The following is a 13927-nucleotide window of genomic DNA, read 5'->3' as shown; positions in this document are numbered from 1 at the left end:
TGGAAAAGGGCTGTAGACCGCCCGCCCGTGGGCCTCTACTGGGAAGGTACGTTCCTGCCTGCCATTCCGAACTCATACCTATAGAGGAACTCCACAATGAGTCTTACCCACTTCGCACATCGCCCGCAGGGATCTCCTCGAACTGAGGACGTCGCATTGCTGCGCGACCTTCGGGAATGGGGAGGCCCCGGTTCTGTAGTGGAGTCGGAACTCGAACGTCGTGCTACCGCGCACGACGCTTCCCACTATCTTCTCCAACCCCGGGCCGTCGTCCGTCCCAGTTCCGTGGCGGACATGGGTGAGCTCTTCCGGGTCCTGGATCGCCATGGCGTCGGGCTCACGTTCCGCTCTGGCGGCACCTCACTGTCGGGACAGTCGGTTTCGGACCAAGTCCTGGTCGACACCCGTCGAAATTTCCGGAGCGTGGAAGTTCTGGACGGGGGTCACCGTGTTCGTGTCCAGCCTGGGGCGACCGTGCGACAAGTCAATCAGCGGCTTGCTCAGCACGGGCGAAAGTTGGGTCCGGATCCGGCGAGCGAGTCAGCCTGCACGATTGGCGGGGTCGTGGCGAACAACTCTTCGGGGATGCATTGTGGTACGGAGTTCAACACGTACCAGACTCTGGAGTCGATGACCTTCGTGACGCCCTCAGGGACAGTGGTGAACACAGCCGATATGGGGGCGGACAGCATTTTGCGTGAGCGTGAGCCGGAATTGCACGCGGGTTTAATCAGGCTGCGTCGTCGCGTGTTGGAGAATGCGGACTCCGTGCGGACCCTCCGCCATCAGTTCTCAATGAAGAACACTATGGGTTATGGGCTCAATGCTTTCCTCGATTTTGACGAACCGGTGCGCATTTTGGAGCACCTTCTGATCGGTTCCGAGGGCACACTCGGTTTCGTGGCGGAGGCAGTGTTTCGCACCGTCGAGGTCATGCCCAAGGTAGCTACCGGTTTGCTCGTCTTCCCGGATTTGATGAGTGCCACGAGCATTGTGCCGGACCTGGTGGACGTGCGTTCTGCCACCGTGGAACTGCTAGATGCGACATCCCTGCGTATGGCTCAGCGTACCGGTCAAGCCCCCGCGAGCATGGCGGAGATTAATGTGCGGGAGCACGCTGCGTTGCTCGTGGAGTATCAGGGACGCGACGATCAGGAACTCCGGGACCGGACCGCAGGGGCCGAACGTCTCTTCGCACGCCTGCATCTCAGTACCCCCGCAACACTAACGGACGTGCCGCGCGAGCGCGCGGCACTGTGGAAGGTCCGGAAAGGTCTGTACGCCACAGTGGCCGGGAACCGGCCCACTGGGTCCAATGCGCTATTGGAGGACATCGTCGTTCCTGTCGCCGTCCTGGGCGAAACGTGCCAGGAGCTCACCCGGCTCTTCGACAGCCACGCGTACGAGGACTCCGTGATCTTCGGTCACGCAAAGGACGGCAACGTCCACTTCATGCTTAATGAAAACTTCGAGGACCCAATGTCGCTGAAGCGGTATGAGCAGTTTACCGAGGAGATGGTTCAGCTCATTCTGGAGAACGGAGGGTCGTTGAAAGCCGAGCACGGTACGGGGCGGATCATGGCTCCGTACGTTCAGCGCCAGTACGGCGACGAGTTGTACGAGGTCATGTGCCAACTTAAGGCCCTTGTTGATCCGCGGAACGCGTTCAACCCTGGGGTGGTGCTCAGCAATGATCCGCGCTCCTACCTGGATCATCTCAAGACCGCGCCTGCCGTGGAAGCAGAGGTTGACCGGTGTGTGGAGTGCGGTTATTGCGAACCGGTATGTCCTTCCAAAGACCTCACCCTCACACCGAGACAGCGCATCGTCGGGCGCCGGGAGATCGCGGCCGCGGAAGCCAGTGGTGACGGAGAACTGGCGCGGCGACTGCGCGAGGAGTATGAGTATGAGGGCTTGCAGACCTGCGCCGTGGACGGCATGTGCGCCACAGCATGCCCGGTGAACATCAACACCGGAGATCTGGTTCGCCGCTTGCGTGAGGAGAACCATTCTGTTGTTGCCGACCGTGTCTGGGGGGCTGCCTCCTCGGCATGGGGAACGACGACACGCGTGGCCGGTCTGGGGCTCAGCCTGGCGGATGCCTTACCGCCAGCATTACCACGCGCCGTAACCAAGGTCGGCCGGGCCTTATTCGGCTCCGACCATGTCCCTCAGTACCAGGACCTGCTGCCTGGCGGTGGCCGTCCTCGGCCCTCACACCAGGACGAAGCTGCCACGGCTGTTTTCTTCCCTGCGTGCGTCTCAGGGATGTTCGGCACCCCCGATGGCACCGGCCTTTCCGTCTCTGAAGCGGTCCTTGCACTCTGCGAACGAGCCGGCGTGGCCATCACCATCCCCGAGGGGATCAACTCCGCATGCTGCGGGACGCCTTGGAAGTCCAAGGGCTTACCCTCGGGATACCGAACAATGGCACGTCGGACGCTCAGCCTGCTGTGGGAAGCGACGGATCATGGTCGGCTCCCGGTCGTCTGCGACGCATCGTCATGCACGGAAGGATTAGGGGCCATGCGTGACCTCGCCAAGGGGTCACCGGAGTACAGCAGGGTCCGGTTCGTGGATGCGGTGGAATTCGTCGCTGACAACCTCCTACCCCACCTGACCGTGTCCAAGCCGTTGAACTCCTTGGCTGTGCATCCCACGTGCTCCTCAATTCATCTGGGCATCACGGGTGCGTTAGAGAAAGTGGCGCAGGCAGTCGCCACTGAAGTCGTTCTTCCCAAAGAATGGGGCTGTTGCGCTTACGCAGGAGACCGGGGCATGCTGCATCCCGAGCTGACAGCCTCTGCCACCGCGGCAGAGGCGACCGAGATCAAATCTGGCCAGTACGACGCTTACGCCTCCCTCAACCGCACCTGCGAACAGGGCATGACAGAAGCCACGGGGCAGCCCTACTGGCACGTTCTGCAGCACTTGGAAAAGGTAACCCGTACTAACTGAATCATGCCGAACTCCGGACATTGAGAAAAATACTATGCTGCTGAACCTCGCCCGGGAGTTCCTGCTCCGCCCGAACCCTACGCCTCGGGGGTGGGACGCACCGCATGCAGTACGAATCGTACTTGCCGCTCTCAGCATCGGCCTGCTCCCCCTTGGCACCAACTTAATGACGCCTCTTTTTCCCGTGTTCCAGGAACGAATGCTGTTGGGCAACGGCGCTGTCACGGCAGCCTTTGTTGCCTATGTTTTGCCGGTCGTCATTGGATTGCCCCTCCTCGGTCATTGGTCTGAGTACATGGGCCGGCGGGTGGTGCTGGTCGCAAGCCTGGCGATTGGCATCCTCGCCGCCACGGTTCTTCTTTTTGCCTCGGGCCTCCCCGGGCTGCTGGGCGGCCGGGCGCTTCACGGGCTGGCCGTCGCTTTGTCCTTCGGTGCCGGGGCAGCGGCACTGAGGGACCTATTGCCGGGTGAGCCCAGTCTCTGCGCGCGCATCATCTTGCTTGCGTCAGTGGGAGGAGGCGCCGCCGGTCCCCTCGTTGGCGGGTGGTTATCCGAACTCGGTGATCCGGTTGGAGCGCCGTTTTCTGTGTATCTCGCGGCCATGGTGGCGGTAGTTGTCCTGCTGGCCGCGGTGCGGGCATTCCCCCCAACCCTGGCTCCCCCACCGCGTGGTTTCTTGGGAAGCTTGCGACCTCCTCGCTTATCCCTTCCTCGGCCTATCCTCAAGATATTCTCTCTCACCTCGGGTATGGGCTTTTTGTCCTTTGCCGTGTATGGCTTCTTTCTCTCCGTCGCCCCGGCCTTCTATGCCCCAATGCTGGGCGGGTCGAGAATCATGGGCGGGCTTTCGGGAGCGCTGGTACTAGCTGGCTCCGCCTGCGCCCAGCTGTTACCCGTCCGGGGACGGCACAAAGCAACGATGAGTCTGGTGGTGATGGTGATTGGTCTTGTACTGATCGTCGTGGCCCAACTTCAGCAGCTCACAGGGTTGTTGTTGATTGCTGCTACCCTCGTAGGGCTAAGCCAGGGAGTAGGCTTCCGGACGCTCTTCGCCGCCCTCAACTCGGAGTTGCCCAGCGAGACCGCGGCCCAGACTGTCAGTCTGGTGTACGTCATCACTTATCTCGGCAGTGCCATCCCGGTTCTCTGTCTTGGGTTGGCTATGGATTTCTGGGGCGCGACCGCCGCCGTCAACGCCTTCCTGATGGGCGCTGCCGGGGCTGCGCTGATCTTCGCAGCTTTATGCATGTTCATAGACCATCAACGCCAGTGCCGTACCGCGAACGGCCCGTAAGTCCCCCTTCGTCCACAAGGCTGTACAACCTGGATCGGCGCAGCCGGGTGGGCCAATGCCGGCAGAGGTTCTACCCGTCTGCAGCGCCCGTTAGAGAACAGATTCAATATCTGCGCCAGCGTCGAGAAGGGGGTCCGAAAGGAACACCCCTCGTAGTTGCCGGGGCAACAGAGCGCTATTGTGGGATAGCAATTATGCTCCAGAGACCCTGCGACTCCTCTGGCCTTGCCCTGAGGACCAAGCTCCGCACTCGCTGGTTCCCATTACAATCTCCCGCCTGCCGATCAACGCACCCGACTGCGAATAGACCCGAGTCAGCCACGACACCACCTACTGTCAGACCTCCGGAGGTTCAAGCGCGAGGTCCAGAAGGTCCTCCTCATCGTTCGGACACACCGCAAGCAGCACACAAGAACACCAACTAGTCCCTTCCAAGACGCGCTGGTCAACACCCGAGAACGCCCCGCCGAGATCAAAGACCTCGCCGGGGCGTCCGTGAAGGGATCAACGACCAGGGCCGACGACCAGTCAGAGAAGGACTATCAATCCCATAGGTAATCGTCCCTAAATCTGCATCGACTTTTCATAATCGCCTATAAGCAACCGCGCCGGGTGTCCATGCGCGGATCCAAATGAACATTCACACGCCTACGGCTGAGATTGGGTTCCCATGCTGCCGCCGTAGGGACCTTGTTGGCCGAGGCCTGCTGGCGAACGGTGCACGCTCAAGAATTGTGACTGGCCTGCGACGTAGCGGTGACTGCAGAACCGCGGTCAATGTCCGCAGCGCGGAGATTCTTGCGCAACAGGAGAACTGCGATCACGGCTACGAGCTCAAATCCTCCGACAACCCACATGGCGGCACGTGAGTCGCCCGTAGCGTCGAGCAGCCACCCGGTCAGGTAAGGGGCGACGAGGCCGGATGAGGCACCCAAAGTGTTGACCAGCGCGATGCCGGCCGCTGCCCCCGCACCTGAAAGGAAAATGGAGGGCAGGTACCAGAAGACGGGCAGCGCGCAGAAGATGCCAATGGCAGTGACGGAAATGACGGCCATCGTGGCAAAGGGCGAGTTCGTGTATAGAGCCATCGGGATGCTAACAGCCGCAAGGAGCGCAGGCAGAGCGACATGCCAGAACCGCTCCCCGGTACGGTCCGAGTGCCGACTCCAAAACACCATGGCAATCGCACCACAGGCAAAGGGAACGGCGACAATCAGGCTCGTCTCAAGGATGGAGAATTTGGTGTTGAACGTCGCGGCGAGTCCGCCAACGATTGTTGGGAGGAAGAAACTCAGTGCGAAGAGGCCATAGGCGATGCCGAAGTAAACAATGCCCAGAGTCCATACCCGAGGATCGCGGAGAGTGCGGCCAACGGAGGTGTGTCCTACCTGTGATGCTGTTTGGTGCTCTGACTCTACGGTTGCAGCGAGCCACTGGCGTTCGGCGGCAGTGAGCCATTTCGCGTGCCGAGGGTGGTCCGTCAAGTAGAACCACGCAGCGATGCCCAGCAGTACCGTTGGGATACCTTGGATCAGAAATAACATCTGCCATCCGGCCAAACCGAAGACGCCGTCCAAATATTGGAGGATCGCGCCGGATACCGGAGCCCCCAAGGCGGAGGAGATGGGCAGTGCAAGCATGAACATGCCTATAAGCCGCACCCGCACGGCGCGCGGAAACCAGAATGTGAGGTACAGCATGATGCCGGGAAAAAATCCGGCCTCAGCAATGCCTAGCAGGATCCTTGTGATGTATAGCGCAGTTGGCGTGTTAACGAATGCCATAGCTGCGGTGACAAGGCCCCAGCTGACCACAATCCGGGCGATCCAGCGACGGGCACCGAACCTGTGCAATGCCAGGTTGCTGGGAACTTCCAGGAAGACGTAACCGATAAAGAAGAGCCCGCTCGCCAGGCCATACATCGTCTCGGTGAGCCCTAGGTCCTCACTCATCGTGAGCTTGGCGAAGGAGATATTGGTTCGGTCGAGGTAGTTGAAGAAATAGGCAACTGCGAGGAAGGGAATGAGCCGCATGGCGACTTTGCGCATGACCTGCGCTTGGATGACCGGCCGGTCCTTCCCTTGGTGGATCTGATCAGTTCCGAAACTCATGAAGACAGCCTCCTTGCTGTTTGAAGAGAGGAACCGTGAAGAACGGCACCCCGGAGCAGCCCGCCGACAGTGAGCTGTCTGTTACACCAGCTTGGGCGAATTGTGCTCTGGGTCACTACTACTCAACGTTGAGACCTTGGCGCAGATTTTCCTCTCTCTGTCGAACCTGCCTTGAAGGACCGACGAAGCTGACCCCAGCAAGGAAACCCCACTCCTTGCTTTCGGAAGGCATCGGTTAGAGCCGATAAGGTAGCACAGCGCGGTGACACCAACACGGTAGGGTTCACCGCGAAGGGGACGCCCTTATCAGGTCAAGCATGGTCAGCCCGGCGTGAAGGCTGAGCCGTGTACGGCCGTCGCTCAGATCCAGTCCAGTCATCTCGGCAATGCGTCCCAGACGGTAGTAGAGGGTCGTGCGGTGGATGTGCAGCGCTTCGGAAGCCGCCGGCCCATTGCAGGCGTGGTCGAGATAGGCACGCAAAGTCTCGGTCAGATCCCCACCAGGATCGACGGCGAGAAGCCGCCGGACTTCTTCAGGCAATGCCTCGTCATTTACGTCCTCGTCGGGTATTTGTAGCAGTAGGGCGTAGGGTCCCAAATCAGCCCAGACTGTTAGCGGGGAACTTAGTCCATTTGCCGCTGCCCGCCGCGCCAGATGGGCATGCCTGGCAGTTTTGTGAGCCTGCTCAAGACCCGGGACGGAGGGGCCGATTCCGGCCACGCAGGCGAATCTCCCCGAAGACAAGTCCTTCAACTGATCGAGCATTTTTTGAACATGAACGCGGATGGCGGTCTCGCCGGAAGACCTGTCGTTGCCAAGAAGCAGTAGACCCGTCCCAGGGGCCACAGCGTGAAGCTCGGGAACGCGGCCCTGCCTGGAACCCATGGTCAAGACAGTGCGCAGCGCTGCATCGGCGTGCGACTTGGTGGCACTGTCCAAGGTTCCCTGCAGCCCGAACTCCACGGCAGTGACGTTCTCGAAACGTTCGGAGACGGGGCTTGCAGCAAGCTCTTCCAGAGCGCGCCGACGCAATGTTGCCTCCCGGCCGAGCAGGTCACGGACGGTCTCCTCCTGGACGCCGGAGTCGGATTCCTTTTGTCCTTCAACTGCCATCAGCGCCGCAATATCCGTTGCCGAATGGTTGATTTTTGACAACTCCGAAGTGGTCAGAGATCCCTCAGCGTCCATCACCATGAGCTGACCCAGCAGCTCGCCGCGCCACCTAATGGGCACGCATACGCGCGCCTTCATCCCGATCTCTTCGTTGGCCGGAATGACACCCGCCGTGGTCCACGTCGAAACGCCTTGCGCGAGTACGTGACCGATGGCCTTTGTACCAGCATCTCTTTTGAGAATTGCTTGAACCCGAGCCTGGTCCTCATCACCAAAGTGAACACTGGAATACAGCATATGAACTCCGGGGTCATTGATCACCACGGACCGTTGGAGCTGTTCCGCCAGTTGGTCCACAGCTGATTGGATCGCGTTCTCCATCACCGTTCGATTCTACAGACAGAGGAACACCGTGAGCATCTTCTCGTCGGCGGGCGGTGCCACGTTGTCTAGATCTTTGTCATCGTGAAGGGGAAGAAACAGCCCACTAATGCGGGCTTCCCTCCCAGTTCTGTTGCCGGGTCCCTGATCCATCGGATCAGGGGGTTCGGAACAAACTTTGAAACGAAGAGGTTTCGATGGTCACGTCACCCCACATCATTGGATGGGCACATACCCCATTCGGCCGCCAACCGCATGAGGACGTTGAGGCTCTCATCGCGGACGTCAGCGGCGCCGCCATCGAAGACGCAGGGCTTGAGCCAGGCGATATTGATGCAATTTTTGTCGGTGTATTCAACAACGGGTTTTCCGCACAAGGATTTGAGGCTGCACTGGTCGGCGCTGCCCTGCCAGCGCTGGCGTCAGTGCCGGCCACCCACGTGGAAAATGCCTGCGCTACCGGTTCTGCCGCAATCTTTGGGGCTCTAGACCGCATCGACGCCGGCCGGGCCCGGGCAGTCCTCGTCGTGGGCGCGGAAAAGATGACTTCGACCGCCAACGCCGAGGTCAACGATATTCTGCTCAGCGGCTCCCACCGCAGAACGGAAGGCTCTGCCGGCAGTTTCGCTGGTGTTTTCGCCGGACTGGCTGACCGTTACGCGGACCGGTACGGGGACCCGCATGACGCCATGGCCATGATCGCGGCAAAGAACCATCGCAATGGAGTCGACAACCCATGGGCCCACTTGCGCAAAGACCTTGGTTTTGAATTTTGCGCTACCGAATCCGAGCGAAACCCCAGGGTGGCCGGGCTACTGCTGCGCACCGACTGCTCGATGGTTTCTGACGGTGCGGCAGCTCTGGTCGTCACCGGGGCCGATATGGCCAGGACAGCGCGCCGCTCAGTTGCCGTCCGCGGCCGCGTGCACGTCAATGACCACTTCTCCATCGCTGCCCGCCCCGACCCCCTCGCCTTGGCTGGTGCGGCGACCGCGTTCCGTGGCGCCCTCAAGGAAGCCTCCGTCACCTTGGAAGACTTGGACCTCCTTGAGACGCACGACTGCTTCACCATCGCAGAGCTTCTGCAGTACGAAGCGTTTGGGATTGCCGAACCAGGCAAGGCCGCCCAGGTCCTGGCAAGCGGCGCTACCCACCGGGACGGAAGGCTGCCGGTTAATGTCTCCGGCGGCCTGAAGTCCAAGGGTCACCCGCTGGGAGCGACGGGCGTCTCGCAGCATGTGATGGCAGCGATGCAGCTTGTAGGCGAAGCCGGAGCCATGCAACTGCCCAAAGCCAATCGGGCGGCAGTGTTCAACATGGGCGGCACCGCAGTGGCAAACTACGCAACGGTTCTGGAGAGTGTCCGGTGAGCACCGTCAACGTCGAAATGACTAACCACCCCATCGGAAGCGCGTCAAGTGGCCCTGCCCACAGGGCAGTGAACCTGGCTCACGCTCTGACCCAAACGGCCCGGCGAATCCCGGACGCTGACGCCCTCATTCATGGGCAAACCCGCTGGAGCTGGCGCGACCTGAACGACAGGGTCACCGCCCTTGCCGCCCATATGATCGAAAGGGGGGTTAAGCCCGGACAGTGCGTACTGCTGGATGCACCGAACCACCCGGAATTCGTACAGGCAATGTACGCTACCTGGCGCATCGGTGCAGTGCTGGCCCCAGTTAACACCCGTCTGCACGATAATGACATCGTTTCAATCGCCCGGGTTTGCCAGCCGGTGTTAATGATCGCCCATTCATCCACGGCTTCCCACGTCAACGCCGTCAAGGCAGCTGTGAGCCCGGAACTGGAAACTCTGTGGCTGGATGATTCTCCCGGTCTCGACACAGTCAGCGCCTACACTTGCCCATCCAGTCCCATCCCGGACCAAAGTGTGTGGGCAGGTGACGCAGCCTGGTACTTCTTCACTTCCGGAACGAGCGGTCCACCTAAAGCCGCTGTGCTGACCCACGACCAGCTCGGGTATGTCGTTACCAATCACCTAGCAGATTTGATGCCCACCACAACGGAGACTGATCGTTCTCTCGTTGTGGCCCCGCTGTCACACGGCGCAGGCGTTCATCTCCTACCGCAGGTGGCACGAGGAGCAGCAACGGTCATCCCGGTCTCATTCAGCCTCAAACCTGCAGAGGTGTGGAAACTGGTCGAGACCGAGCGTGTTGCCAACATGTTCACAGTCCCGACCATCCTGAAACGTCTGGTCGATGACGAGTCGATCAGCCGCTATGACCACTCTTCACTTCGCTACGTCATCTACGCCGGGGCGCCCATGCCCAGCCGGGACCAGCAGGAGGCCCGCGCCGCCCTCGGCGAGGTTCTCGTGCAGTACTACGGCTTGGCCGAGGCCACAGGTAACATTACGGTCCTTCCCCCTCACCACCACGGTCATGCGTCACCTCCCGGCATCGAGTTCAGCACCTGCGGCTTCCCTCGGACCGGGATGCAGGTGAGCATCCAGGATGAGCAGGGCAATGAACTCGAGCCTCTCGAGCACGGAGAGATCTGCGTCGCCGGGCCTGCTGTTTTTCCCGGATATCTGAATAACCCGAAGGCTAATGAGGTCGCGTTCCGCGACGGCTGGCTCCGTACCGGAGATATCGGAACATTCGATAATGAGGGCTTCCTCTACATAACGGGCCGCTCCTCCGACATGTTCATTTCGGGCGGTTCCAATATCCACCCCCGCGACATAGAGGAGAAGATCCTTACGCATCCGGCCGTGCAGGAGACGCTTGTCCTGGGAATGCCTGACCCAACGTGGGGCGAGGTTGGAGTGGCCGTATGCGTGCTGCACCCGGGCAGTTCCATGACCGAAGAAGAGATGCGCCAGTACCTCTCCGAGCGCATGGCGCGATACAAGATACCCCGCCACATCGCTTTTTGGGATGAGCTGCCGCGCTCCGGAAACGGCAAAATCGTGCGCCGCACCGTACGGCAGCTCTTCCTCGAACTTGGCTGGGACCCCCAACTCGGACCCTCCGGTGGACAGAACAAGGGAGACACCCCTTGACTCTCACCCGCCGAATCCAGCCTCTCAAGCACCCTGGAGTCGTCGCTGCGGAGCGCCGGACCTCCATAGTGACCCGCAGCATCGCGCGCAGGGTGGCCCTGCCCGCCGGGGCAAAACTCCTTGATGCCATGGCAGACGCGCTAGAGACTTTGGGAGCCACGTCCGGACAGGTCGAACTCCTCGACGGTTCCCTGTCCAGGGTCAGCTACTGTTTTCCCGCTCTATGTGAGGACGGATCGACCGCAGTCACCTACAGCTCGACGCATGAGGCCGCGGTCCCGGCGCGGTTGATCACAGGGTCTGCAACCGTTGGATTCCGTGATGGAAAGCGCCTTGCCCACTGCCACGCCACCTGGTTCGACGCCAACGGCGATGTCCGTGGCGGTCACCTCTGGTGGGAAACGGTCATCGGACCCGGCCCCGTCCAGGCCATTGTTCACGCTTTGGACGAAGCGGAGCTGATCTGTGACATCGACCCCGAGAGCAGGCTCCCGGTCTTCACGCCTCATCCCTGCCCCTCCCGCAAGCTGGAAAAGGCAAACTCCGTTCGTGCAGTGATATCCCGCTTGGCTCCTGGCGTTGAAGTGGCCGCCGCCGTCCGGGAAATCATGCGTGAACAGGGTTTCCAGCAAGCTTCAATAGCCGGCAGCGTGGGCAGTTTGGTCGGCGCTGCCTTTCATCGCCGGGACAACACCGTCGCCGTGGTCGATGGTCCCGCTACAGAAGTCACCTTCACTGGCGAGTTCGATTTGCGCGATCCCAATGCCCCTGTCGCTTGGTTCAGCGGCATGGCCATCGACCGCTTCGGTGCCGTCCATACCGGAGAGCTAGTCGAGGAAGAAACCATCGTGGCCTGTGCCATGGAACTGCTCGTGGAAGAAGTTATCCAATGAACGTACGTGAACTCGACGGGAAGGTCGTCCTCGTTTTCGGTGCCGGCTCCAGTGGCGCCGGCATGAGTAATGGTGAAGCGGCCGCTATGGCTTACGCCGCGGCTGGCGCAGCGGTTGCAGCTATAGACCTCAACACCTCCGAGGCGGACCGCGTCGCCAAGGAGATTGTTGCCGCAGGCGGGACGGGCATCAGCATCACCGCTGACGTGACAAACGAAGCCGACGTAGCCCGCGCCGTCTCCGCTGTCGTGCAAGAGCTCGGGATCCCCGGAGTTCTTCACAACAATGTCGGTGTCCCAAGAATGGGATCGGTCGTTGAGACTGATCTCGACGCTTGGAACGCTTCCATCCGTCTCAACCTGACCAGTGCCTACCTGACCTGCCGACACACCATTCCGCACATGTTGCAGGCCGGCCAAGGCGTCATCACCAACATTTCGTCAGTCGCCAGTATCCGCGACACTGGCTACCTGTACCCGGCCTACAGCTCCGCGAAGGCGGCTGTGAACCAGCTGACTACCTCCCTTGCGCTTTCCTACGCCAAGCAGGGCATTAGGGCAAACGCAATCTTGCCGGGACTTATCGACACGCCGCTGGTGAGCAGCAAGATCACGGATGACCCCGAAGCCTTGGCAGCCCGACACGAAATGAGTCCCACGGGTCGGATGGGAAGTCCCCAGGACATCGCAAACGCTGCCGTATTTCTGGCCTCCGACAAGGCGTCCTACATCAACGGCGTCTGCCTTCCCGTCGACGGCGGCCTGGCGGCGCGCTGTGTCTGATCGCCCTTCAACAGCATGGATAGCACCCAACGCCACTGTCGTAGGTGACGTCACCATAGGGTCGGAATCGAGCATCTGGTACGGCGCAGTCGTCCGGGCAGATGCGGCACCAATCCACATCGGCACCCGAACGAATGTCCAGGACAACTGTGTCCTCCATGCCGACCCCGGGTTCCCGCTTACCATCGGCAATAACACGACCCTTGGCCATGTCGCCATATGCCACGGCGCCACAATCGGCGACGGAGTACTGGTAGGGATGGGGGCAGTTGTCATGAATGGGGCAAGAATCGGCGACGGAAGTCTCATTGCAGCGGGTGCTGTAGTTCTCGAAAGCACCCATATCCCACCGCGCTCGCTTGTTGCCGGGGTTCCAGCCAAAGTCATTCGACCTGTAACCGATGCCGAGGCCGCTGCACTACTCGACAACGCCCGAAACTATGCGGCACTCGCACAACAGCATAAGGCAAACGAGTTCGCGCATCTTAAAGAGCCCGTCTCCAGCCAGCAGGAAGTTGCTGGCCCCTCCCTCTCCAGTTCCTCCATTTAACTAACGCAAGGGCTTTTCGATGAGCACGACTTCTGACCTAAAGCCCGGTGGCTCGACAACTTCACGCATTGCGGTGATAACGGGAGGCGCCAGCGGCATCGGCGAGAGTGTGGTGCGTCGCCTGGCCGTGCGGCAACACTTCACTGCCGTCATCGCCGACCTTGACAAGGCCGGTGCAGACCGGCTTGCCGACGAATTGCAGTGCTCAGGCTACTCTGCCGAAGGCATGTCCGTCGACATATCGTCCAAGGACTCCATTGCTGAGTTTTACCAAGAACTGAAAGCAAGATATGGGCGCTGCGATGTCCTGGTGAACAATGCAGGTATGGCAAAGCTCGCTCCTTTTGCCGAACTGTCCCTTGAAACGTGGAACCGTACCTTGGCCGTGAACGTAACTGGTGCAATGCTCATGACTCAGGAGGCTCTTCCTCTTATGGGACAGAACGGCTGGGGTCGCGTTGTTAACCTGAGTTCTATCAGCGGGCTTAGGGCAAGTGCCGGACGAATGGCATATGGAACATCGAAGGCAGCAATCACGGGCCTGACACGACAAATGGCTATCGAATTGGCCCCGCTGGGTATAACTGTGAACGCTGTGGCGCCGGGTCCTGTTGAAACTCTATTGGCCCAAACAACGCACTCCCAGAAGACCCGAGAAGCCTATAACCGACTTGTGCCCTTGGGCCGATACGCGAGGCCCGACGAAGTTGCTGCCGCCGTCGATTTCCTGTGCTCGGATGACGCTTCGTTCATTACTGGCCACACCATCCCTGTCGACGGCGGGTACATGGCGGCGGGAATTCTCGAAACGTAAGA

General features: G+C 60.6%; 10 protein-coding genes. 8 read left to right on the top strand and 2 right to left on the bottom strand.

The window, feature by feature from the left end:
- Positions 1-96: 96 nt before the first annotated feature.
- Positions 97-2958, top strand: coding sequence for an FAD-binding and (Fe-S)-binding domain-containing protein (locus tag ACIP9X_RS17245; RefSeq protein ID WP_400480975.1), 2862 nt, complete (start codon positions 97-99; stop codon positions 2956-2958).
- A 34-nt stretch (positions 2959-2992) separates the two neighbouring features.
- A complete protein-coding gene (locus tag ACIP9X_RS17240; RefSeq protein ID WP_400480974.1) occupies positions 2993-4252 on the top strand; it encodes an MFS transporter in 1260 nt (419 codons plus the stop codon).
- Positions 4253-4977: 725 nt separating this feature from the next.
- On the opposite strand, the gene ACIP9X_RS17235 is transcribed toward ACIP9X_RS17240, so the two are convergent.
- Both ACIP9X_RS17235 and ACIP9X_RS17230 read right to left on the bottom strand, forming a co-directional pair.
- Positions 4978-6363, bottom strand: coding sequence for an MFS transporter (locus ACIP9X_RS17235; RefSeq protein ID WP_400480973.1), 1386 nt, complete (start codon positions 6361-6363; stop codon positions 4978-4980).
- Positions 6364-6646: 283 nt separating this feature from the next.
- Positions 6647-7858 (bottom strand): PucR family transcriptional regulator, encoded by a 1212-nt coding sequence (locus tag ACIP9X_RS17230; RefSeq protein WP_400481003.1) that lies wholly within the window; start codon positions 7856-7858, stop codon positions 6647-6649.
- 197 nt (positions 7859-8055) lie between these two features.
- On the opposite strand from ACIP9X_RS17230, the gene ACIP9X_RS17225 reads away from it, so the two are divergent.
- The 6 genes from ACIP9X_RS17225 to ACIP9X_RS17200 are packed head-to-tail and all read left to right on the top strand — an operon-like array spanning position 8056 to position 13925.
- Positions 8056-9228 (top strand): thiolase domain-containing protein, encoded by a 1173-nt coding sequence (locus tag ACIP9X_RS17225; RefSeq protein WP_400480972.1) that lies wholly within the window; start codon positions 8056-8058, stop codon positions 9226-9228.
- A 17-nt stretch (positions 9229-9245) separates the two neighbouring features.
- Positions 9246-10886, top strand: a complete 1641-nt coding sequence (locus ACIP9X_RS17220; RefSeq protein WP_400481002.1) for an AMP-binding protein — start codon at positions 9246-9248, stop codon at positions 10884-10886.
- Positions 10883-11779 (top strand): PCC domain-containing protein, encoded by an 897-nt coding sequence (locus ACIP9X_RS17215; RefSeq protein ID WP_400480971.1) that lies wholly within the window; start codon positions 10883-10885, stop codon positions 11777-11779. The genes ACIP9X_RS17220 and ACIP9X_RS17215 overlap by 4 nt, the downstream gene beginning before the upstream one ends.
- Positions 11776-12561, top strand: a complete 786-nt coding sequence (locus ACIP9X_RS17210) for an SDR family NAD(P)-dependent oxidoreductase (protein ID WP_400480970.1) — start codon at positions 11776-11778, stop codon at positions 12559-12561. The genes ACIP9X_RS17215 and ACIP9X_RS17210 overlap by 4 nt, the downstream gene beginning before the upstream one ends.
- Entirely contained in the window at positions 12554-13111 is a 558-nt protein-coding gene (locus ACIP9X_RS17205; RefSeq protein ID WP_400480969.1) for a gamma carbonic anhydrase family protein, read from the top strand. Before ACIP9X_RS17210 ends, ACIP9X_RS17205 begins: the two co-directional genes overlap by 8 nt.
- 19 nt (positions 13112-13130) lie before the next feature.
- A complete protein-coding gene (locus ACIP9X_RS17200) occupies positions 13131-13925 on the top strand; it encodes an SDR family NAD(P)-dependent oxidoreductase (protein WP_400480968.1) in 795 nt (264 codons plus the stop codon).
- Positions 13926-13927: the final 2 nt, after the last annotated feature.

The sequence above is a fragment of the Arthrobacter sp. NPDC093125 genome, assembly GCF_044754225.1.
GTDB lineage: Bacteria > Actinomycetota > Actinomycetes > Actinomycetales > Micrococcaceae > Arthrobacter.
Note: the sequence above shows the minus strand (reverse complement) of the source record. Positions and strands in the feature narration are given on the sequence as shown.